20 protein-coding genes are annotated in these 24,036 nt (G+C 37.7%); 3 read left to right on the plus strand and 17 right to left on the minus strand.

The features are described from left to right. Window positions 1-28: 28 nt before the first annotated feature. Both PHX18_03285 and PHX18_03290 read right to left on the minus strand, forming a co-directional pair. A complete protein-coding gene (locus PHX18_03285) occupies window positions 29-4,507 on the minus strand; it encodes a prepilin-type N-terminal cleavage/methylation domain-containing protein (protein ID MDD3593631.1) in 4,479 nt (1,492 codons plus the stop codon). 228 nt (window positions 4,508-4,735) lie between these two features. Then, window positions 4,736-5,539 carry a tetratricopeptide repeat protein gene (locus PHX18_03290; GenBank protein MDD3593632.1) on the minus strand — a complete coding sequence of 268 codons (804 nt, stop codon included), beginning with the start codon at window positions 5,537-5,539 and terminating at the stop codon, window positions 4,736-4,738. A 179-nt stretch (window positions 5,540-5,718) separates the two neighbouring features. Between PHX18_03290 and PHX18_03295 the strand changes: the two genes are divergently transcribed. Continuing rightward, on the plus strand, window positions 5,719-5,946 hold the full coding sequence (locus PHX18_03295; protein MDD3593633.1) for a helix-turn-helix transcriptional regulator: 228 nt from the start codon (window positions 5,719-5,721) through the stop codon (window positions 5,944-5,946). On the opposite strand, the gene acsC is transcribed toward PHX18_03295, so the two are convergent. Genes acsC through mazG form a run of 3 tightly spaced genes read right to left on the minus strand, consistent with a single transcriptional unit; the run spans window position 5,943 to window position 8,963 of the window. Beyond that, window positions 5,943-7,283: an acetyl-CoA decarbonylase/synthase complex subunit gamma gene (acsC, locus tag PHX18_03300; GenBank protein MDD3593634.1), complete on the minus strand. Its 1,341-nt coding sequence runs from the start codon at window positions 7,281-7,283 to the stop codon at window positions 5,943-5,945. The genes PHX18_03295 and acsC overlap by 4 nt on opposite strands. Then, window positions 7,283-8,182: a hypothetical protein gene (locus tag PHX18_03305; protein MDD3593635.1), complete on the minus strand. Its 900-nt coding sequence runs from the start codon at window positions 8,180-8,182 to the stop codon at window positions 7,283-7,285. The genes acsC and PHX18_03305 overlap by 1 nt, the downstream gene beginning before the upstream one ends. Before the next feature lies 1 nt (window position 8,183). Continuing rightward, a complete protein-coding gene (gene mazG, locus PHX18_03310; GenBank protein MDD3593636.1) occupies window positions 8,184-8,963 on the minus strand; it encodes a nucleoside triphosphate pyrophosphohydrolase in 780 nt (259 codons plus the stop codon). Window positions 8,964-9,034: 71 nt separating this feature from the next. Here mazG and PHX18_03315 point away from each other — a divergent pair, with 71 nt between their 5' ends. Then, window positions 9,035-10,924 carry a hypothetical protein gene (locus PHX18_03315; protein MDD3593637.1) on the plus strand — a complete coding sequence of 630 codons (1,890 nt, stop codon included), beginning with the start codon at window positions 9,035-9,037 and terminating at the stop codon, window positions 10,922-10,924. Between the two features lie 37 nt (window positions 10,925-10,961). Here PHX18_03315 and PHX18_03320 read toward each other — a convergent pair whose 3' ends face one another. From PHX18_03320 to waaF, 10 genes are all read right to left on the minus strand, one after another. Then, window positions 10,962-12,284 (minus strand): ATP-binding protein, encoded by a 1,323-nt coding sequence (locus PHX18_03320; GenBank protein ID MDD3593638.1) that lies wholly within the window; start codon window positions 12,282-12,284, stop codon window positions 10,962-10,964. 11 nt (window positions 12,285-12,295) lie between these two features. Further along, window positions 12,296-13,297, minus strand: a complete 1,002-nt coding sequence (locus PHX18_03325) for a hypothetical protein (GenBank protein MDD3593639.1) — start codon at window positions 13,295-13,297, stop codon at window positions 12,296-12,298. 66 nt (window positions 13,298-13,363) lie between these two features. Beyond that, window positions 13,364-14,368, minus strand: a complete 1,005-nt coding sequence (locus tag PHX18_03330; protein ID MDD3593640.1) for a hypothetical protein — start codon at window positions 14,366-14,368, stop codon at window positions 13,364-13,366. Between the two features lie 5 nt (window positions 14,369-14,373). Beyond that, window positions 14,374-15,693, minus strand: a complete 1,320-nt coding sequence (locus PHX18_03335; protein MDD3593641.1) for an ATP-binding protein — start codon at window positions 15,691-15,693, stop codon at window positions 14,374-14,376. A 325-nt stretch (window positions 15,694-16,018) separates the two neighbouring features. Next, window positions 16,019-16,582 (minus strand): Maf family protein, encoded by a 564-nt coding sequence (locus PHX18_03340; GenBank protein ID MDD3593642.1) that lies wholly within the window; start codon window positions 16,580-16,582, stop codon window positions 16,019-16,021. Beyond that, window positions 16,579-17,598 (minus strand): glycosyltransferase family 9 protein, encoded by a 1,020-nt coding sequence (locus tag PHX18_03345; protein ID MDD3593643.1) that lies wholly within the window; start codon window positions 17,596-17,598, stop codon window positions 16,579-16,581. The genes PHX18_03340 and PHX18_03345 overlap by 4 nt, the downstream gene beginning before the upstream one ends. Next, window positions 17,591-19,015 carry an O-antigen ligase family protein gene (locus PHX18_03350; protein MDD3593644.1) on the minus strand — a complete coding sequence of 475 codons (1,425 nt, stop codon included), beginning with the start codon at window positions 19,013-19,015 and terminating at the stop codon, window positions 17,591-17,593. The genes PHX18_03345 and PHX18_03350 overlap by 8 nt, the downstream gene beginning before the upstream one ends. Before the next feature lie 2 nt (window positions 19,016-19,017). Next, on the minus strand, window positions 19,018-19,542 hold the full coding sequence (locus tag PHX18_03355) for a DUF4330 domain-containing protein (GenBank protein MDD3593645.1): 525 nt from the start codon (window positions 19,540-19,542) through the stop codon (window positions 19,018-19,020). After that, window positions 19,535-19,834, minus strand: a complete 300-nt coding sequence (locus PHX18_03360) for a PQ-loop domain-containing transporter (protein ID MDD3593646.1) — start codon at window positions 19,832-19,834, stop codon at window positions 19,535-19,537. Before PHX18_03360 ends, PHX18_03355 begins: the two co-directional genes overlap by 8 nt. 12 nt (window positions 19,835-19,846) lie before the next feature. Then, entirely contained in the window at window positions 19,847-20,881 is a 1,035-nt protein-coding gene (gene waaF / locus PHX18_03365) for a lipopolysaccharide heptosyltransferase II (protein ID MDD3593647.1), read from the minus strand. A 62-nt stretch (window positions 20,882-20,943) separates the two neighbouring features. Here waaF and PHX18_03370 point away from each other — a divergent pair, with 62 nt between their 5' ends. Next, window positions 20,944-21,663: a thioesterase gene (locus tag PHX18_03370; GenBank protein MDD3593648.1), complete on the plus strand. Its 720-nt coding sequence runs from the start codon at window positions 20,944-20,946 to the stop codon at window positions 21,661-21,663. Here PHX18_03370 and thrC read toward each other — a convergent pair. After that, window positions 21,660-22,733 (minus strand): threonine synthase, encoded by a 1,074-nt coding sequence (gene thrC / locus PHX18_03375; protein MDD3593649.1) that lies wholly within the window; start codon window positions 22,731-22,733, stop codon window positions 21,660-21,662. The genes PHX18_03370 and thrC overlap by 4 nt on opposite strands. Further along, window positions 22,733-24,007, minus strand: coding sequence for a homoserine dehydrogenase (locus PHX18_03380; GenBank protein MDD3593650.1), 1,275 nt, complete (start codon window positions 24,005-24,007; stop codon window positions 22,733-22,735). Before PHX18_03380 ends, thrC begins: the two co-directional genes overlap by 1 nt. Window positions 24,008-24,036: the final 29 nt, after the last annotated feature.

Raw genomic sequence — 24,036 nt, forward strand, 5'->3', positions numbered from 1 at the left:
TGTGCTTTTTATCGATTATAACCTAACTTTATTGTGTAAATACGTTTTCTACAACTGTCTTGAAGAACACGTCAATCATCAACCCGACTTTTTCGACAAATTGAACAACACCGTTTACGACTTCTTCGACCATCATTTTAAATGAACCTACAAGTCCGATAGTATTGCCATATTCATCTTTTTTAGCATTTACAAGATCAGATTTTGTAAAATCATCACCCGAGATAACTGAATCGTCTTCCAGTATCACATCAAATTGAGTTGAAAGCTCGGTAATATTAACATCTTTCAAATGTTTCAGTTCCTTAGTAAAACAGTATTTTTGACCTGAAGGACGCTTACCGAATACATCCCTGAACATATCAAGCAAGTTTATTTTTGCATTATCAGGATGAGCCAGCCAACCGTTAATATTTCTCGGGATTTCAGGTTCTATCGGTTTTTCCTCGTTAAAACCGGGGATATTATCAGGAATGCTGCATTGTGGAGCACCATAGTAAAAAAAGCAGAAATTTTTAGAACAGTATTTCTTTGCCTGTTCATAACAATATTTCTTCACTGCATTATCATAGGCTGTATTATAAGCTGCCAAATCTTTCTCATAGTTAGCTTTAGCTTGCTTATAATCATCTATTTGCTGTTGATATTTTTGGGTTAATGCAGTGTCATAATCTTTATCCAAACATTCATAATCCACTACACCATTATTATTAAAATCAACCCATAGCAATAATTTATCAAAATATTCATCACCGGAGTCAATGAATTTATTGCCATTACCGCCATATTCGGGTTTATCGTATTTGGCTAACTCCGCAAAACCGCTATCTTCACCGTTTTGGTCGCCGAAGAGTTCAGAACCGTTGTCAATATTGCCGTTGTTGTTTTTATCCAAACATAAGAAGGCGTTATCAAAGTCTTTTTGAATACCGGTCCAGCCCGTTTGTTCAGCTATACCGTCAATATTAAGGTCAAATTTTGTACCTTCTTCAGCTGAAGTGAATTTCAATCCATCGCCTTTAAGGTCTAAAACAAGGGGTGATTGTTGTTTCAACAAATACTGTACATCGTAGGTACAAGTCCTCGTACCAAGTTTCATTATTAAAGTCCCCCCGGTCTTGCTGCTTTCGTGTCCGCCGCAACCTGATGTGGTTACAGACCCTGACGCTGAATAGATCAAATCACCGTTGGCATCTATTTTACCGCCATATACACGCAGGTCGTTGATATTAGATTGAAGTCTAATATCTTTAATCAATTCACCCTTCTCGGACATAATAAACATTACACTTGCACCTGATTTTACCAATTCATCCTGAGTTACCTGGTCTCTTGGAATACAGCTGAATTGACTTAACAGTGCTTTTAACTGCTTATTATAGCCATGTCCGTTGATTATCAGATACACCCTGCCGTAGTCAGGACAAGAATCCAACACACATTCTGTATATTTACATATATCAGAGGCGGCAGCACCATAAGGCATTGACGTTGGAGCACCCGTAGGAACAGGGTAAAACCCACAGCTAAAGCACCAACTCTGCGTTTCCCAATCAGCATAAGTATATCCGTCAGGCGCCGAGGTCATTTCTTCTGTATTACGACCTAAGCCGCCTTTGCTGGTAGTTTGACCGGAAGTTTCCATATTCCAGTAGCTGGAGTTAACTTTACTCGAATTCCAACCTATCAAACCGCCAACATTAGAACCTGAAGAATTAATCTTACCCGTGGAATATCCATAGGTAAGAGGAGCCCTCATAACACCTATTAATCCGCCGGCATGGTCAGGCGCTGTGACTGAACCTGTAGCATAAGCATTCAGTACGCTGCCGCTTGCAAGCTCACCTATCAGACCACCCGCATAACCGGAACTGCCTGCATTTACTGCACCTGTTGCATAGCAGCTTTTAATGGCAACTCCTGCAGTATATCCGATTAAGCCTCCCGCCCTTATATTTGATGCAGTAACAGCACCTGTTGCATAAGCGTTGGTTACAGCTCCCGAATTATATCCAATCAAGCCGCCTGCTTGTTGTGTTCCCGATGTAATAATCTTCGAAGTTGAATATACTCTTTCGAGTTTAGCTCTGTTATCACCGATAAGTCCGCCCACTCTATGTCCTGACCCAAAAACTTCAGTTGCATCGGCATAAGAATTCTCGTCTATCGGTGATTGGTTTACTCCCACCAAACCACCTACCTGACTATAACCGTCATGGGTTCCCCTTGATGTGACAGCACCGTTAGAAAATGATGAATTCTTTATAGGTGCACTAGTCTGATTATTACCAACCAAACCACCTATATAATATCCGCCTGTAACATTACCTGCAGCATGTGTATTTGTAAGCGCAGAATAATTAAGACCGATTAATCCGCCTGTATTAGACCCACTACCGGTATATTTATCATTAGCATCATAAGAACCCGCTTTAACATTTCCTGTTGAAGTTGCATTTATAATAGGAGAATTTATATTATTTTCACCAACTAATCCACCTACTTTATTACCCTTTGACGTAACTTCACCAACATGGCTAATATTAGTCAAATTACTTCTTGTATTTTGTCCTATCAAACCGCCTGTATACGTGCTAGATGCATTAATACTGCCGGTATGAGAAGAATCTTTTACGGGTGAACCTGTATTATTTTGACCAATCAAACCGCCTACGTATGAGGTTCCGGTTACATTACAAGTCAAATTGACATTCTCAACAGGAGAGTTTGTGCTATACCCAGCCAAACCGCCTACGTAATTCTTGCCTTTAATATCACAAGAATTCAGATTCAGGTTTAATATTTTTGCATTGTTAAGTTTTGCAAATAATCCTCTGTAATCTGTATTTGTATTTATATTGACTCCGTTTATAGTATATTTGCCACCATCATATACGGATTCAAAAGTTTGATTATTTGTATCCTCCGTACAATCCGCTTTAATGGTAGCCAGAGGGAATACAGGCACATTTACCTGTGTTTTCTTATCAGCTTTAGTACAAAGGATAGTATTGTTTTCGCTGCTAAAATTCAAATCTCTTATTTGACAGTAGCAAGCATTTTTCAAGGGATAGCCGGAATCTCTGCCTATTTTTTTCAAATCATCTTCCGATGTTATAGGTTTTACCACAATGTTTTTGTTTCCAAGCATTTCACGGCAAGCACAATCTGAAGGTATATGTATACATTTCTTAGTTCTGGCATCCAAGTATGGCTTGCCATCAGGACAAATACAACTGCCGTCAGCGGCTCTTTTCATGTCAGGATCCAGGCAGGTTGTACAAGTTTCGCTCAACGGCGAATATACTTCATTAGTTTTAAGTGTAATTTTTTCTTTTGCGGGACAGGTACATGTGTTTGCCTTTTCTGCAACTTTAACCCGTCCTGAAGCCGAACAGCTTGCGGTATAGGTAATGCTTCCTACTTTAGGAGATGAACAGGCACTCACGATATCGGAACAAACACACTTTCCATTAATCTCATCAGGCAAAGTTTTAGGACATTTGCAAGTATTAACGGGATCAGCGGCAAAAGTTTTGCCGGTATCGCTGCAAGTTGCCTTGTAAATTATGGTACCTTCTTTAGCGCCGCTACAGGCTTCTGTTTTATCGGTACAAGTGCATTCCCCATCTATTAAATCAGGTAAAGTTGCAGGGCATACACAAGCGTTTTTGGAAACATTCCATACTTTATTGCCTACGCAAGTTTCCACACATTTACCGGTTTTTGTATTGAAATTCGGTTTAGTTTGCGGGCAAACACATTGCGAACCCGAAATTATTAAATCTTTGTTAATACATTCACAGCCATTGCTGCCATACGTTTGACCGGAAGGACAGCAATTATCTGTAACATCGCCTGTTGCTATAGTTCCAAAAGAACATGTGTCCGTTCTTGTTAATTTACCGTTAGGTCTATCCGACGGGCATTCAAGTTCTACTGTTTTTTCGCCGTCGGTATAACCGGAACAAAGTTCATATTCGCTTGCCGCTCTGTCTCGGTATATTGCCATCATAAATTGGGCTTTTTCATCGCCTGCGGATTTTTCATTCACATCTACATAGGCTAAAGCACAAGGAGCGCCACCGTCCGCTAATTTTGCACAATTAGTATTCAGCACCTGAAATGCTACTTTTGTACCGTTAACAAGTTCAACAGCGGGTAATGGACTCTCAGGAGCGGGCATACCCTCCGGCAGATTATAGTCGTCAACGTTACTTAAGGAAATATCTTCATTTTTTGTATTTAATTTGTCGGCAAAAGCTTCTTTTAAAGCAGCGTCGCTCTCGGTATAAGCTGTCAAAGCCAAGCCGGTTGTGTCGCCTGAGGACAGAGCTTTAGAAACGCTGACAATAAGGCTCTCTGCTTGTTGTTTTTTCCCTATAATGACTTTTGCATTTTTATCGGAAAAGTTGGTAATAGATAACATTACAACAACTAATATACCTATCAAAGTCATTGAAATAAGGACTTCGGATAAGGTAAAAGCGGACTTCCTGCTACACATATATAATTCTCCTTAAGTAATTAAACTGTCAAACACAACCAATAGACACACAAAAAATAAGCACAAGCATGCTAATACAATATTAGCACTATTACTAGTAATATGAACAAAAGTTCACATTTCTAAACTCAAAACGGATAAAACTGTTACAATTATTAATAATGTTTTACAAAAATTAATATTTGGGGGCTGTCTTTGTGGTGCCGGAGACAGTTTGAAATCGATTAATTATTTGTTATCTGCAGTTCCAAAATTAGAATACATATCCTGCATCATTGAACCCATAATCATTGACTGCATTAGCTGCGGGTCTATATTTTGTCCTGTTTGACCTTGCATATTCATCATATACGGCAGCATTGCATTCATACCGCTATTATTGCCTGTCGAACCCATTAGCATACTCATCTGCATCATTTCAGGCGTCATAGCAAAATTCTGAGGCTGTACAAAATTACCGTAACCCGCTCTTTTAAGCGTTTCCAAAGCATCGGCTATTTCCTCTTTTGCAGGCTGCCCGCTTTTCTTTTGGGGTTTGGAAAAATCCGTAAAATCCTTCATATAGTCATAAGGAACATCTTTTACATCCTGTTTAGTATTAATGATATCTTTTACACTATCAAGTTTTCTTTGCTCTATACTTTTTTTGACATCGTCCACCGCTTTCTTGGCAGGGTCGCCTTCCGTTGTTCCGCTGGGACATTCGGCAGGTTTTTCAATACAGATAATACCGTTCTTGGCGTAATTTGAAAGCTGGGCGCTGGAGTTGATTTCAATAACTTTATTATAAGCTTCAACAGCTTTCTTTTTGTTACCAAGCCTTGCTGTTGAAATAGCAAGGTAATAATACGCTAATACATTAGACGGGTCGTCTTCCACAACATCTAACGTCAGCTGCATACAGCCCGTATAATTCATTTTTTTATACATCCAAATTGCTTCCTGAAGCTTGGAATTATATGCCTGCTTCTGAGCAAACGCCGCAGATGACAACATAATACCTGCAAGCAACAACAATAAAAGTTTCTTCATGATTATTCCTGCAATAATTAATAATTACTACCTAATAATATATTAATGATTTCGATAATTAAATACAAGATTTTTCCGTTAAATCATACAAACAGATGAAAAACAGGCTGAAAATTAGGAGAATTTTTAGTAAACATTTATAATATTTATAGAGATTGTTGAGTATTTGAGGATTGTTTATGAAAATTAAAATAAAAGAGGTTGCAAAAGAAAAAAGACAGTGGAGTTTGTATCGTTTGGCAAAAGAAATAGGTTTAACTCAGCAAACAATATACAGCTGGGCTTCAGGAAGAACCCAGCCTTCCTACGAAAACATGGACAGAATTTGCGATATTTTAAAATGCACAATGGGTGAACTTTTTGAGGCAGAACCTGTTCAGCAAAAACTCAAACTTAAAAGAGTTTAACCCCCCAAATTCTTGACAAAACCGGGTAAATCCGTAGCCTCATTAGGTCCGCAAATAATATTAAATTCAGGCAGCTCTTCTTTTATTTCCTCGAGTAAATCCGAAGCAAACCCGGGGATAATAAGATTATTATGCGAAACTTTTTTATTCAGTCCGGCTGCTCTGACACTTTTTGCTATAATTTCACCCGTAAATTTTGAAGCAGACCAGGCAGTAAGCACGCTCATTCCGTCAGAATCCGTTATCACAAGATAACTGCCGTCGGGTATATTTTCAAGCTCATTTACTACGGAAAAATATGTAAGAGCAAAATTTGTTGTCACAAAAACCGGTGAATTAGGCTGCGGTTCATTGATTTCATATAATTTTGGCTCTACCTGCAAAGGTTTTTGGGGGTCGGTATAAATATTTTGCCTCAAAGTAATCAACGTTGTCATCAAAGCTCTGTCAAACTCGTCAAATATCAAAAGCCCGGTATATTTACAGACTAAAGCCGATGCTTTAACCGTATCAAGCGCAATATTCCCCGTAGTATTAAATTCTATCATCACGGGAAAGCCTAAAGGTTCATATTTTTTTTCGATTGCACTGCGCCTAATCATTGTCAAAGGTTCAATAATACTGCTGTCAATCTCCTGATGAAGTGATAAAACTATCTCCTTAACGCCTTTTTCGAGCAGATTTGCAGAAGCTTCGGCAAGGTTCTCGAAGGTTGAAGCATTTACAACAACAGGGCAGGAATATTCTTTATGTAACTTCGTAAGCTGTTCTGTGGCTGCATCTTTCAAATATATAAGAGGATTTTTAACGGTAGTATCATCCAAGACCTCCACCATATTTTCATAATTATCTGTAATTAAAATCAGAGGGATTTCTAAAGCTGCAACGGCAAGCGCTGTTTGTTTAAAATTTTTGCCGCCGTCAAACAGTGCAACGGCATCAACATTAAAAGTTTCTCCCACTCTGTCTATTGAAAATTTTTGTATATCAGCTAATTTCTTATCAAATTCGATATCTGCGCTGTTAAGCTTCATTGCAAAAACAGTTTGATTAACAAAAGTTTTATCGTGGCGAAACATTACATTTTCATCGCCCATTATAAGCTCATTTGGAGAATGACCGAATGTTACGGCTTGCTGCGGTTTCCTGTTTTCAGAAGCAAATAAGGCTTTTAACTCTTCGTCTAAATGCGGGCAAAGGTTCATATTTATATCATTCTTTGCAAGCTTCATTGCAAATGCCATACAAGTTGAGCAGCCGCATTCTTTGCAGTTTGCTTCGGGTGTTTTTTTACCGCCGGGAAGAAATTTAAAAATTTGAATACCTGATAATGCCATTAATTCTCTCCCGTAAATACTTTCAAAGCTTCTATTACTTCAGGGTGCCATAATACGAGAATATCAGCACCTGCATTCATAACAGCGGAAGCCGTAGCAGCTTCCCAAGCTACGGCACGATCTTTTAAACCGCCATAGCTCGGTGAAAAATCGTCGCTGCGGGCTTCTTTAGACTTCCAGGACTCTTCGCCGGCAAATACTATCACAGGCATATTCAAAGTTTCATCACCGTCAAGCCCCGCTAATTTTGTCCGTTCTATGATACTGTAGCCGTAATCCAAACCATATCCCAAAGCCCCCATATTAGGGTCAATCAGTATTCTATCCCTGCTTATACCTTCTTCGTTTATTAAGATATTCAGCTCTTTTGCAAGGTTTATATCTATCGGCGTTCTGCCGATTATATAGTGATTAGTGTTTTTTAAAGGCTTTGAAATCTCTCTGTAATTGTCTTGCTCCGCTATGCCAAAAATACAATCTCTGTCTGCTATAGCTATAAGTTCAGGTAGCAATATTGCATCAAGTTCTTTTTTGTTAGCGCCTGTAACTATGAGTTCTTTTTTTGTAAGCCTTAATATTTCTTCAAAAAGTTTTTTTGCTTTAGGGATTTGGGCTTCGTCTTCTATATTAAATTTAAGCGCCAAAAAATCAGAGTTGACTTTTTCCGCTTTAACCGCCCATTTTACCATATCAGATAACAAATCACACCGGTAATCCCTTAATACAGGCGAATAATTCTTGGGCAAATTCATCAAAACTTCAAGCGCAAAAAGAGGCTTCGTATTACCTTTCTCCGACGAGATAAAAGGTAACGAGCAAACCTCAGGGGTGCGAATTTTCCCCGTATTTACAGGTCTTATTGATGATTTAAAAGTCTTTAACGGCAAAGTATAACTCATATTATTTCGTTTTTAAACTCTCTTTTGCATTGTTCCATAAACTGTCAAATTCTTCAAAAGAATACTCTTGAAGCGGTTTATCGGCAAGGCTCTCCATCTGCCTGAATCTTTTTGCAAATTTTTTATTGGCTTTTGCAAGCGCCAATTCAGGATTAATCTTGTGCCATCTTGCAAGATTGACCATAGCAAACAAAATATCGCCGATTTCTTCTTCCTGATTTTCTTTATCATCTTTTACAACAGCAGATTTAAACTCTTCAAATTCACTCTCAATACATTGATACAGACTGTTCAAATTTGGCCACTCAAAACCTGCTTTAACAGCTTTTTTGCTTAGTTTGTAAGCACACATAAGCGCCGGCAGAGAAAAGGGGATTCCATCTAAAACAGACTTGCGCTCGGGTTTTTCTTCCTTTTTTATAACTTCCCAGTTGTCAATTATATCTTTGGTAGAAGTTACCTTTGTATCGCCGAAAACATGCGGATGCCTTCTGATAAGTTTTTCGCTTATTCCCTGTGCAACATCTTCAATGTTAAAATACCCGCCCTCTTTAGCAATTTGGGAATGCAAAACAACCTGCAACAAAACATCACCCAATTCTTCCTGCAATGCTTTCATATCATTTTCATCGATTGCATCTAAAGCTTCATAAGTTTCTTCAATAAAATTCTGCTTGAGCGAAGTATGGGTTTGCTCTCTATCCCACCGGCAACCGCCCGGAGAACGCAAAGTATTTATTATATTTATCAAATTTTGTAAATTATTGTTATTATTGTTCATATATTCGGCAAATTTTTACTTTCAGCTGTATTATAAGAATATACCAAAAAAGACAGTAAGGAAACTTTGTAATGGAAATAAGATGTAACAATTTTAACAAAATAGCTAAAACACCAAATTTTTCTGCTCAAAACGCACCCGAAAAGTCTAAACAGCCTGATAAATTGCCATCTGATAAAACCCTTGATAATACCACCTGGAGTGCTTTTATGAAACATCAAATCCAAACCCAAACTCAAGTTGTACCTAACTTAACAGAAGAAAAGCTTGATAAAATTTTAAACGAAGAAGTAAGAACAATTATTCTAAACCCCCTGGAGCAATATAATAACCTGAAAGAAGGCGACCAACAAGCCCTCAAGCACCTTGTTAAGGCGGGGCATATCTTAAATAAAGTATTTATGAAACAAGAACACGAAAAGGGTACAAAATTCATTGAAGAGCTTACCAAGAAAGCTAACGAGGGTAATAAACCCGCTCAAAAAACTCTTGAAGTATATAAAATATTTAACGGAATTCAGGATGAAAGAAAAGAAACAAACTTCTTAATCAAAGGTGAAAAACTGGCTGACGGAAAGAATTTTTACCCTTCGAATGCAACTCCCGAAGAAGTTGCACAATATCTGAAAGACAATATTAATGAAGCATCTGATATTTTATCAAGTAACACCGTGGTAAAAAAAGAAGGCAATAAATTCGTAGCTATTCCCTACCAAACAACGTATAAAGAAGAATTTGAAGAAATTGCAAAAGAACTTTTAGAAGCAGCGAAAACATCTACCCACGAGGGATTCACAGCATATCTTAAATTGCAGGCAAAAGCCCTTACCTCGCTTGACCCTGAAGATGGCTACAAAGCCGATGTTGCCTGGACAAAACTTTCTGACTCGCCGTTAGAGTTAACCATCACAAGGGAATCTTACGATGACCAATTTACAGGCAAAATATTAGAGGACAAAGCCCTTCAAAATATGCTTCTTAAGAATAATATAGAGGGGCATTCAAAAGACATGCTGGGTATAAGGATAGGTATTGTTGACCAAAAAGCCGGCGCAGAGCTTGCTGATTACAAAAATCATCTTAAAGATTTTTCTAAATTTATGCCGTTATCTGAAACCTACAAACAATCTACCGACGGCGAAAATGCACAAGAAGCAGTTAAACAAACGCTCGTGGATGTTGATTTGGTTATGCTGGCAGGTGATAGCAGAACTTCTCGCCCGGGGATGACAGTAGCGCAAAACCTTCCCAACTCTGACAAATTATCCGTAAAACGCGGACATGGAAGCCGCAACGTATTCCACCGCGATATCAGAAAAAGCTACGACCCTGTTGTGAGGGAACAGTTTTTAACCCAACTGGTAGAACAATCACAAAGAAACCTGTACTCAAACGAAGCAGACCATTTATTTACCATTGCTCATGAACTTACCCACTCCTTGGGACCTATGAAAACAAAAGACGGGCTGGATAAAAAATCATCTTTAGGCAGCTGGGGCGATGCGATAGAAGAAGCAAAAGCCGACTTGGGCGGCATATTAATGAGCAAGTATTTCACAGAAATCGGCAAATATACACCTAAACAGCTTGATGAAATTTATTTCACATGGGCAGCAGACCTGATGCCGCAGGAAGAACCTTCAAAAGCACAAGCCCATAGACTTAGGGCGGTAGCTCAATTTAACTACCTAAAAGAATACGGGGCAATAAATTTTGAAGAAAACGGAAAACTATCAATAAATAAAGAAGTTTTTCCTGAAGCAGTAAAAAATATGCTTACAGAAATAATAACGCTTCAACTGGACGGAAATGCAAAAACAGCAGATAAATTTATGTCTAAATACTGCGTTTGGACAAAAGAACTGCAATATGCTTCTGAAATTCTGAAATCCATGAAGCCTAAAATATACAGAAAACTCGATACAGCTTTGGCTGATAAATTGCTGTCCGATAAAAATTAGCATACAGAATTATATATAATAGAATGCAAAACCCGCTCTAAGGCATTATAAAGTCGCCTCCGGAAGAGCTGTCTTCTGTAAAAAACATAGAATCAGGTTTGCTTTTATAATTCCTATCTGTTCTGTAATACTCAAGAAGAGGGGTATTTTCACCGATATATCTGGCATTATCATTAAGACCGCCCAATTTCCTTGCCAGTTCTTCGTCTTTTTTAAGATTTTCTTGTTCTTTGTCAGTTAATTTTAGCCCGGAGGATAAAATAGCGCTTGCAAAAACAAGGTTATTGAATCCCTCATAGTCTTTTGCTTTTGCTAATGCCTTATTCACAACAGCTTCAACCATCTCGGGTTTATATGCCAAGCCGCTGACCCTGACACCTTCTATAATTGCATTATAGTCAATTTTTTTAGTTTTTGCTTCTGTTTTTACACCTGATTTTTTAATATAGTGGTTAATCATATCTGCCAAATCAAAAAGCTCGACAGCGCCCACAGGAATTCTTAAATCAGTTCTTCCGTTTCTCAGCAAATCTTTTGAAGCTGAGGATAACTCATTTGCCGTGGATAAGAAAATTACACCCTTATCCTTACAATTATTAACCATTCCCAGTAATCTTGCCGTTCTTATGAGGTGGGCATTAGCCGAGTCCGTGCTTGCAGCCGTCTTATCAATTTCATCCAAAAATACTATTGTGTATTTTTTATTGCCGGATTCTCTGTACCTTTGTTCCGCTTCTGCAAAAACTTGCTGCATATTTGTGATATCTTTTTCATCATTGCCTGTGAATTTAAGTTCTGCAAAATGTCCGCCTTTAGATTCATAATGTTCACCCAGCGCTTTAGCTAAAAATGTTTTGCCGGTACCTTTAGGTCCAAAGAAGCAAATTCCGTTAGGCAGACTGCAATGTGCGCTTAAATCTCCATCCATCGCCTGTAATAAAGGCAATAATACATTCCTGATCAGCCCCAGTTTTAAAAGATTATTACCTGCTATTTTATTCAAACCTACTTCTTGATCGTTCATATTTGGTGTTCTGACCCTATCTAATTCATTTTCATAGAGCTGCTTTATCTCTTGTCTTGAAAGTTGATAGCAATTGTCTTCAAATATCCTTTCCCGGTCGTATTCAATTTGGCTTTTTAACAGTTTTTTGGTTTTATCGCTGCAACTGTCAATCAAAACCCTGATATATCTGACAGGCGCAAAAATCGGGTCAAAACTCCGGGAAGTAAAAGACAGCCGGTTAATTTCATTGTTGGGGCAAGATTGTGAGGCAATAGCAGTATTATTATTGCCATTACCGCTAATGTTATTTTTATTAATATTAATAGAATTAATTCGTACCGGAGTAATATACATAACCTTCTCTTCTAACTATTTATAGGTTTTACATTTGTTAACCTGTCGGTTTCTGCCTGCTTGATTAAAGCTTCGTCTATATTGAACTTAAAATCAATTCTTCCTGTTCTGGTACAAGATTTATCAAGAGTATTGATATCTTGAGCAGTTGTCAAAGTAAAAATACCACGATCATCACCGCAGTGATGTGTACGGGTATTCCATATTCCTCTTGTAGTTGGACCATTTTCTTTTAAAATGAAATCCACATCCTCCATTACTATAAGGGTCAATTTTTGCTGCTCCCGGTAGCGTTTTTCTCCATTTTCAAAAGCATCAGAGATGGTTTCTCCTATTTTTTTATCTTTAGTAGATATATGTTCAACCACTATATCTTGTTTTTTCGCTTCTGATATAAAATAGTCTAATAATTTTTTCTTTTCTTCTTGATTTCTACCATAAATCATTACACCGTTAGCTGGACAAAAATCTGACTTTTTGCAAATCTCAATAACATCAGTAAATTTTTCGGGATTTTTTAATGCTCTTACATATTTTAACTTTTCAGCAGGAATCATAATGTTTAATCTGTACACATCCCTGCAATAATCTAAATCAAAATGCCTGTTATTCTCAAACTTGGCATATATTCTATCATCGAGAGCTCCTATCTCATCCCAAAGCTTTGACATCCCCGGGATTTCATTCATTTTTCTAAGAAACTCGGGTACAAAAGTTTCTTTAGGAACAAGTTTACCTGCTTCATCCTTTATTGTTTCTATTCCTTTAAACCTGTAATATACTTTTCTGGCTGCATTTGATATTTTTTGGCGGTTTTTAATAAGCAAAACTGCTCCCAATAGAGTACCTGCTGCTAATGCTATTTTGCCGCCTATTCCCATAGTTGCAGCAGGCCGGGCAGTTTCAGCAGGTGGCAGGGGCTTGTTTGCAAAAGTAACATTAGACCTGCTGTGATTTATATTATTAGCTCTGGTATTGCGATTATAGATATTTATATTAGTTTTTAATATCATGACTCTAAACCATATATTACTGTCATATTAAAATGAAATATATACAAATTTGCTATTTCAAACATATTATTTTACATTTTTTAACTTATCGGTTTCTGCCTGCTTGATTAAAGCTTCGTCTATATTGAACTTAAAATCAATTCTTCCGCCTCTGATAGCAGATTGATCAAGAGTATTGATATCCTGGGCGGTTGTCAGGGTAAAAATGCCTCTCTCTCCGCAGTGGTTTGTGCGCGTATTCCATACTCCGCCAATTACCGAGCCGTCTTTTTTAAAGACATCATCCACGTCCTCCATTACTATAAGGGTCAATTTTTGCTGCTCCTGATACCTTTGCTTTGCATTTGCAAAAGCATCAGATATAATCCCACCTATTTGTTGGTCTTGTTCTGTAACACCTTTGGTAGATATATGTTCTACTACTACATCTTGTTTTTTTGCTTCTGATATGAAGTAATCTAATAATTTTTTCTTTTCTTCTTGATTTTTACCGTAAATCATTACACCATTAGACGGACGAAAATCTGACTTTTTACAAAGCTCTATAACATCTGCAAATTCTTGAGGATTTTTTAATGCTCGTACATACCTTAACTTTTCAGCAGGAATCATAATGTTTAATCTGTACACATCTCTGCAATAATCCATATCAAAATGCCTGTTATTCTCAAACTTGGCATATATTCTATCATCAAGAGTTCCTATCTCATCCCAAAGCTTTGACATTCCGGGGATTTTATTCATTTTTCTAAGAAACTCAGGTACAAAAGTTTCTTTAGGAACAAGTTTACCTGCCTCATCCTTTATTGTTTCTATTCCCTTAAACCTGTAATATACTTTTCTGGCTGCATTTGATATTTTTTGGCGGTTTTTAATAAGCAAAACTGCTCCCAATAGAGTACCTGCTGCTAATGCTATTTTGCCGCCTATTCCCATAGTTGCAGCAGGCCGGGCAGTTTCAGCAGGGGGCAGGGGCTTGTTTGCAAAAGTAACATTAGACCTGCTGGGATTTATACTATCAATTTTTTTATCGCAGGTATTTGTATTAATCTGATTTAATTTAATTATCATATCATCTAGCCCTCTTGGTTAACAACGTCTTCATCTGAGTATCTTGCATTTGTATTAAGACCGCCAAATTTTCTTGCCATTATTTTCTCGTCATCAAACTGTTTTTGCACCGCTTCATCAAATATAATATCCTGAGCCTGAATTGATTTTAGCAATTTTTCCGTACTTAAATATCCTTTTCTGATATTTCTAGTTGCCATTGTAACAGCTTGATTAATATCTTCCGGTTTATAGGCTAATTTTTTATTTTTAAATGCTTCTGTTATAACTGCATAATCTAGTTCATCAGTTGTTTTATTTGATTGTTTTATATAAAAATTAACCATATCGGCAAAATCGCAAATATCAACCGAACCTATGGGGATACGCATATCAGCCCTGCCGTTGCGCAATAAATCAGGGGTAATATATGACAACTTGTTTGATGTAGAGATAAATATTACTCCCCTGTCTTTGCAATTATTCACAAGTTTCAATAATTTTGCGTTTCTCACGGGGTCATGAAATTCCATACCTTCTTTTCTGGCATTTTTATCTGCTTCATCTAAAAGGATTATAGTGTATTGTGTTTTACCTGATTTTTCAAACCTTTTTTGCGCATCGCCAAACATTTTTTCCATTGTTGCTATATCTTTTTCGGTATCTTTAACAAACTCTAGTTCTTTAAAACAACCGCCTTTTTCTACATAATGTCCAGCCAGGGCTGTAGCAATAAAGCTTTTGCCTGTTCCTCTCGGACCAAAGAAACATATTCCGTTAGGCAGCATATCATGCGCGCTTGAATCACCGTCCATTACCTGCAACAGCGGTAACAACAGATTTCTTGCCAAGCCTAATTTTAAAAGCTCGTTGCCTATAACTTGGTTTAAACCTACTTCTTGACCTGTGCCGTTGGCAGGAATTGTAACTTTTTCCAGTTCGTTTATGTATTCTTTTTCCGCTTCTTTAGAAGAAATTTGACCGTTATTAGCATCAACTTTGGCTTTTTTATCATTCAGCATTTGTATTTTTAGCGCTTCTGCCTTGGCTTTTCTTTTATTATCAACCCAGTCACTGATTGCAAGCACAGCGTATACACCGCCGCCTACCAAAGCCACACCTGCTGCACAGATAGCAAGTGAAATCGCTGCAGCACAAATCAGCTCCCATATCAGTATTCCCAGCCCTGTAGTAACGGGTTCAATCCCAAAAGAAATCTGTTTTGGCGTTGTTTTTGAATTAAAAGAATCGTATTGATTATTTAACTTAGTTAATAATCTGTTTTCGGAAGTTTTTGTTTGCAAACTTTGATTAGCATTAAAAAATGCGGTCTGGTTAACTCTCATTCTATTTTTCCTTTTATAGTAACTGTCATATTAATTGGTATAAATAATGTAATATTATTTTTTACCTTAGCCATGTGGGCTATTTTTATTCTACAATAATATCTAATATTATATTCAATTACAAGATTAATAAGATGATATTTTAAGAAAAATTAATTTTGTATATATTATTTACATATTGTCTGAAACAATCCAGACAAAAGCTTGCAAAACGACACTTGAAGCACTGGATTGTCACACTCCACTGCATTACGCTCGAAATGACAGCGATCAACTCTTACGCTCTTTACCTGTTTACCTCCGGCACCGCAAAGACGGTTTGATATTAAAAGTCGTTTAACACCTTCAAAAGTGTATCTGTCGAAAGTCCTACCACATTCTTATGGCAGCCGTCGACATTTTTGACAAAAACCGAAGCTAACCCCTGAATAGCATAAGCCCCCGCCTTGTCATAAGGCTCATCCGTATTAACATATTCTTCAATCTTAGCAGGTGGGATTTTTTTAAATTCGACATTAGTGGTGGTTGATTCGACAACTGTTTTGCCGCTTAAAACATCTATAACCGCAACAGCTGTTACCACCTGATGAATATCTCCGCTCAAAGCAGCTATCATATTATAAGCATCAGACTTGTCTTGCGGTTTTGTCAGAATTTTGCCGTGCAAAACAACCACTGTATCAGCAGCTATCACCAAAGCATCTTTTTCCGTTTTGGCGGCAACATCTTTTGCCTTGCCAAGGGCAAGCGCCTCTATCTTTTCATAATAAAAAACATCATCTTCAAGATTTTCCTCAAAATCAGACTTGATTATTTCAAATTCCAAACCGGCTTCTTTCATCAACTCTCTTCTTCGGGGTGAAGCAGACGCCAAAATCAACTTTTTCATCGGGGCAGCAACCTTTGTACTTGCTCAAACACATTGTCGACCTTTATATCCAGACAGTTTCTTTCATCGCAAGAAACTTGCCTTTTCGCCCACAAGCACGGGCGGCATTCGCATTCGTCATTCACCGCCACTATAATATTATCTTTTTCAGGCAAAAGGATTTTGTCATCAGTGGGACCGAAAATTGCAACAACAGGGGTGTCTAAAGCCACCGCCATATGCAAAGGCGCGCTGTCCGCACACACCATTACAGCTGCATTTGATATCAGTGAAACCAAGTCTGAGATGTCTTTGGTCTTGCCGTAGCAGTTTTTAAAATCTTCTGTATCATTCGACATAAAGGAAGTTATTTTCTCAACGGTTTCTTTATCGTCAGGTCCGCCCGCCAACACTACCGTATGATTGTTATCGTACAAAATCTTATCAATCAATTCAGCCCAGCGTTTTTCATCCCAAAATTTCATGATGTTTTTGCGAACGCTCATCAGACTTACACCGGGATGTATAAGCACAACAGGCTTATCCGACTTAACCTTAAAATCAGAGGAAAGCGTATTTATTTCAGGCAAGGTACACCGCGCCGCCGGGTTAACTATTTTAACCAAATCATGGTACATATTTGCGGCATACTGATTCTTATTTATCTTTGCGGTTTTGGTAAGTAAAATATTACTCAAAAGTCCACTGTGAAAACCGTATCGCTCTTTAATCAAACTCAACGCCAAAAGCACACTTACTAAAATTGAAGAGCCGGAAGAAAATACTACATCAAACTTAGATTGCCAGACTTTCAGCAAAAACTTTATAATCTCGACGTATTTGTATTTTGACTTGATGTCAACACAAATGACTTCGTCAATATAAGAGGTTAAATCTTTACAGGCTTTGCTTCTTGGCTCTATCGCCAAAGTTATTTTACAATCAGGATAGGTTTCTTTTATGGACTTTAGCGTAGGAAAAAACAGGATTTCATCACCAAGCCCGCCGAAATTTATAACAAGAATGTTCTTAGACATCGGTGTACACCTTCTTTGTAAAGACGCTTAAAATCGCAAGCGACAGCCAAAATAAAATTTGAACCTGAGGCCTGTACCAAATGGTATCAAAAAGCCCGTGTATAAGCATTGAAAATATTGCCAGAGCAGCGGTAAAAACCATAATCTTAACACTCAAAGAAGTTGATAAAAACGCATTCTTCAAAGCCTTAGCAAATGCAAGCAATACAGCCCATAAGAAAAGAAACGGTGCAAAAATTCCTGACTCTGCCGCCATTTCAAGATAAATGTTGTAAGCGCCCAAAGCATCAAACCCCGTTACCATATACAGTCCGTACATCAATCGAAACGTTGTATTCCCGGGTCCAACCCCTATCCAAAAGTTGTCCAAAAACATTTTAAAGGTGGAAGCATAAACATTCATTCTGTAAGAATTACTGCTGTCGCCCCTGAAGGTAAAGATTGAAGAAATTCTATGCATAAGCGAGGAGTTAGAAAGCACAACAAACAGCCCGATGAGGGCTAAAACTACCGCGCCGATTATTATTCGCTTTTTTATTTCAGGGTTTTTCGCATAGGATTTGAATAATACAATAAATCCGAACACAAAAGATGCCAATATAGCCAGGTAGCCTGCCCTGCAGCCTGTTAATACGATAGCCCCAAGCCCTAACAGCGTAAACAATAAAAACATAAGCCCAGCTTTTAAATGCTTTTTAATAACCAACAAAAGCGAAGAAGCTGCAATAAAAGGAACCGATGCCAGCAGATAACCTGCAAGCAAATTGGGGTTATAGGGCTTTAGCGTACCGTAAACACGGTTCATTAAATTTTCGGGGTTTACGTTGGATGTATCCTGCCAGCTTGCTAAAGGTTCAACCCCTGCAATATATTGTTTCCATACGAGCAAAACCTCTGCCGAAGCAGAAATAGCGACCAGCATAATAACCGTGAAAATTCTTTTGGGATTTTCACGTAAGTAGTCAAAAACGGAAAAATATCCGCATATATACATAATCATTTTTGCCAGACCTTTGAAACTCGGTATAAATAATGAAGAAAAAGCGCAGCTTACGGCAAGCAATGCCAAAAATAATATGACAGGCACATGCACCACGCTTATGTCGAATTTTTCAAAATTTAAAAGCATCTTAAATACAGAAATTGCAATTAACAATACCAATAAAACACCAAAAAGAAACGTTGGGGCAAACGTCAACGAAAAAAGCAGCGCCGCCAATACCACAAAATAAAAATTATCAATATTTTTAGCGATAAACGATGTTTTGTAATTTTCTTTTATAAAAGGGATTTTTCTTACCAAAACTGACAATGATGACAAGATTCGGGCTAAAAAACTATTGTTAAAAAAAGAATTAACGGCCTTATCGTCAAGATTTAACTTCCTAAAAAGATTTACTATATATGATTGGCTCATAATTATTTTTCTTCTTCAATTACTTTCACATCTGATACATTGCCTGAAAAACGATAGTTAGATCCTTCTATATCAACAGGCAAACCGATTTTAATCTTATTTCCGCCGATAACAGCTCCGTCCTTTGTAATAGTTGCATTATCTTTTAACACAACAGTATAGTAGTACTTTGCAGGATAAGCTAAATTATCATAAAGATAGGGAACTTCCGGTCTGTCATAGTTAAAGAACATTTCTTTAATACTCTCACGCTTAACATCAACGACTTCAAGCTCTGTATAAGGTACGTTTCTTATTGTAATAAAAGACTTATCACCCTTTGAAATAATAGGCTCTGTAGAAGTAACGTCATAAGTTCTTGTTACAACCGTAAACATAACTGGTTTTTCGCCCGTAATTATATTTGAAGAGGTTTTGAATACTCCAAGCTTTACGGAAACAACTCCGGCAACAAACAGTAAAACAATAACCGCTATAAGAATATCAAGTTTATTAAATTTTGGGGCTTTCTTTTTAAAATTAAACATTTATGACCTCTCTTTTGTAAAAAAATCTATAGTAAATATACAAAATCATATCTATAACAACAAGTGTAGCATTAAAAAAATATATGAAAAGAACAGCATCAAAATTATACAAAAATTTGTGTACAATGCCAAAAACATACCCCGTAAGAACAAGCAGCAAAAATCTCATACTTTTGCCTTCTACTGATTTCGCCTTATAAGTCTTATAGACAGCCATAGGCCAGCTTGCCCCGAAACATATCAGCATACCTGCTTCATAAAAACTCATGTTATGAAATAAATTATCAATCATATTCCCGCCTCATCAAACGCTTAATTGCTTTTCTATGGCATCTATCGCCATTTCGGGGGTTATTTCACTAAGACAGCCGTAATTATTTTTGCATTCAAATCTCAAATTGCAAGGGTAACAATCAAGATTGGTGTAAAGCGGAAGGGTCTTATCCGACCAGACCTTCCATTTTTTATAGTCCATAGGACCGTAAATACCAATGGTAGGAATTCCTAAAGCTCCTGCTACGTGGAGATTTCCCGAGTCGTTACCAAAAAGCAGGTCCATACTTGCTATAGCAACGGCGCTTTCAGTCAAGGAAAGCTTACCGCAAAGGTTTATCGGCTTCACCTGTAAATCCGTTTCAATAAGGGAATGGATTTCATCATAAATTTTGTTATCGCTTTGGGCGCCTGCATAAAAGACTTGTGCCTCTTTTACGTTGGACAAATACTCTATAACTTGGGCAAAATACTGCTTGTCCCACTGTTTTTTTGTATTACCGCTTGTCGCATGAACCATAACTTTTTTCTTATCGCCTAAATTAAACGATTGGAATAATTCATTCATCTGCGCAACGTCCATAGGGTTAAGCCATGCTTCAAGATAATCGTCTTTAACCTCAATACCGTCGGCTCTTAATACGTCAAGAAACGACTCCACTTCATGTTTATTTTTGTCGTAAGGCACCTTTTTAGTTAGTAAAAAACTTCTTTTTTCGGTATCAAACCCCACTCTTTCCTTAATTCCCGCCATAGAAACCAAAAGCGCGCTGGACAGAGAACGCTTCAAGACATAAGCCTTATCATAACGCTCTGTTTGAAGCAATTTTACATATCTGAAGAAGGATTTTTTTCTTGGTTTGGAATTTTCATACCGGTGCTTTTTTGTCGTGTCAAAGTAAATTAAATTATCCAGATAAGGACACCCCTCGAGCAGTTCACCCGATACCGGACCTACAAGCATATCAATCTTGGCATAAGGGTATGCCCTTCTTAAATTTCTCAGGAAAGGAACCGTTAAAATTGTATCGCCTATAAATCTGTATCTTACTACTAAAATCCGCATAATTTTCCCATCTCCAAGATTTATTATAATTCACAAAAAGAGTTTTGTGTTAATATTAACTTATGTTTTCAAAAAATTATGAAATTAAATACCATGAAATAGACACGCAAATGGTACTAAAACCCTCGGTGTTATTTGAATACCTGGAAGATATAGCGGCAAAGAATGCCGACACCATAGGCTTTGGGTATGATGACATCACAAGGCGCGGTTATGCATGGTTCCTTCTAAAATACACAATGGAGTTCAGTAATTATCCTCAAAATATTTTAGGACTAAAAATAGAAACAGAACCAAGGGGTGCAAACAGATTATTTGCTTACAGGGATTTTGCAATCAAAGATGGGGAAAATGATGTTATAGGCAGAGTAAACAGCACTTGGGGGCTTATCGACATAAATACCAAATCAATGGTAAATCCTCAAACGGCTTTCCCTCAAATGGCTCCTTTAGAAAAAAGAGAGGATGACCTTAAATACACTAAAATACCTGCCATAACAGAACTTTCTGCAGAAAAAACTTTTCATGTAAGATACGATGATATTGACGTTAATCAGCACGTCAATAACTCCAATTATATTCTTTGGGCTTTTGAGGCTTTGCCGATAGAATTTCGCAGTTCAAAAAAATTAAAAAAACTGGATTTAACTTATAAAAAAGAAGTTAAGTACGGCAATAACATTGTTTCTAAAGTGCAAATAACAGATAACACCACAATCCACGTTATTAAAAACGCATCCACAGACGAAGAACTTTGTTCTATCTTAGCGCAGTGGGTTTAAAATTCTAAAATCTTTGCTATTTCATCAACGTCAGAAGAAGCTTTTTTAACCGGGGTATTAGAATATTTAATAGCAGAATCCGGGTCTTTTAACCCGTTACCTGTAAGTACACAAGCAATAATGGAGCCTTTTTCGATTTTGCCTTGTTTATGTGCCTTTAACAAACCTGCAACAGAGGCGGCACTGGCAGGCTCTGCCAATATACCTTCAGTACGTGCCATAGTTCTGTAGGCTTCTATAATTTCTTCATCGGTTACATAATCAATCTGTCCGTTAGAATTGACACTTGCGGCTACTGCCTGCTCCCAGCTTGCAGGATTACCTATTCTTATAGCGGTAGCAATTGTTTCAGGCTTCATAATTCTCTCGCCTTTGACTATTGCAGCAGCACCTTCCGCCTCAAAACCAAACATCCTGGGCTTATTTGCAACTATACCTTTATCAAAGTATTCGCAAAAACCTTTCCAATAAGCTGTTATATTACCTGCATTACCAACGGGAATACACAAATAATCAGGGGCTTTACCAAGTACATCACATATTTCAAAAGCGGCTGTCTTTTGACCCTCTATTCTGTAAGGGTTGACCGAATTGACAAGCTTTATAGGGTATTTTTCAGAAAGTTCTCTTACTATCTCCAAGGCTTCATCAAAATTGCCTTTAATAGCAACAACTTCTGCCCCGTACATCATTGCTTGAGAAAGTTTGCCAAGTGCAATATATCCGTCAGGAATAATAACGAAGGTCTTAAGTCCTGCCTTTGCGCCGTAAGCAGCAGCTGCAGCGCTTGTGTTGCCTGTACTGGCACAAACAATGGCGGTTGCACCTTCTTCAACGGCTTTTGAAACTGCCATAGTCATACCGCGGTCTTTGAAGCTGCCTGTAGGGTTAGCACCGTCGAATTTCAAATATATATCTGCGTCTACGCCAAGTGCTTTAGCCAAGTTTTTGGCATGAATAAACGGAGTATTTCCTTCATTCAATGTAATTACAGGGGTTTTATCAGATACGGGCAAAAATTCCGCATATCTGTTTATCAATCCGGTATATTTTTCACACTTAGGCATCATTACAGCTCCATAACTCTTATCACTTTATGCACTTGTGCTATTGATTGTGTTTTGGCAAGTTCTTCAAGTGCGGTATTCAAATCTTTTTCAACACATTCGCCCGTTAAAATCACAATATTGGCAAGCCCGTTTTCAAGTACGCCTTTTTGGACGATTTTCACAAGGTTTATGTCGTGTTTAGCACAGATTGTGCCGATATTACCGATAACCCCCGGGGTATCTTTGGCATCAATTCTGATAAAATATTTATTAGAAGAATTTTCAATATCAATTATTTCGGCTTTTTGAGAGTGCGTGCATTTCATCAAAGGCAAAAGATTATTAGTTGTATGAATCTCTGAAACTATTGCCAAAACATCGGCACAAACAGAACTTGCCGTAGGCATTTCGCCCGCACCGGGTCCGGTAAACATCACCTGATTTACAGGCTGGGCGTTAATTACAAGCGAATTTGTTACTCCGTTGATATGGGCAAGCGGGTGGTTTTTAGACACTAACATCGGATGCACCCTTACGTCCAGTTTGCTGCCTGCTTCCTGAGCAAGCGCTATAAGCTTGATTTTGTAACCGAATTCATCAGCATAAGCAAATTCAATCGGCGTAAGCTCATCAATACCTTCTCTGTAAATATCTTCCTGATTAATGCGTTTTTTAAACGCAATGGAAGCCAAAATAGCAATTTTGTAAGCGGTATCAAACCCCTGAACATCACCTGTAGGGTCAGCTTCCGCATAACCAAGTTCCTGTGCTTCTTTCAGAACACTTTCATAATCAGCGCCTTCCTGATCCATTTTTGTCAAAATATAGTTAGTTGTTCCGTTTAAAATTCCTGCAAGTTTTTCATATTTGTTCGCAGACAAGCTCATTTTCATCGGCATAATCAGAGGGATTCCGCCGCCGACCGCAGCTTCAAACAATAAAAGGGCATTGTTAGATTTTGCAATTTCAAAAAGTTCTTCGCCTTTTTTAGCAATAAGTTCTTTATTTGCAGTAACCACATGTTTCCCGGATTCCAAGGCTATTTTTACAAATTCAAATGCAGGTGAAACCCCGCCTATTACTTCTACAATAATATCTATTTCAGGGTCTATCACTATAACTTTTGCATCTTCTGTCAGTAAATCAGGGTTCAACCCGGAGATTTGCTGAACTTGCGTTTTATCTTTAACAGCTATTTTTTTAATATTAATGGCTTTATTATCTTTTAAAACTTTGAATACACCGCCGCCTACTGTTCCAAGACCTAACAATCCTATATTTACCTGTTTTTGCATATTTTACTTCCTTATTAGTATCTTCAATA

The organism is Candidatus Gastranaerophilales bacterium, assembly GCA_028696075.1.
Lineage (GTDB): Bacteria > Cyanobacteriota > Vampirovibrionia > Gastranaerophilales > JAILCC01 > JAQVHS01.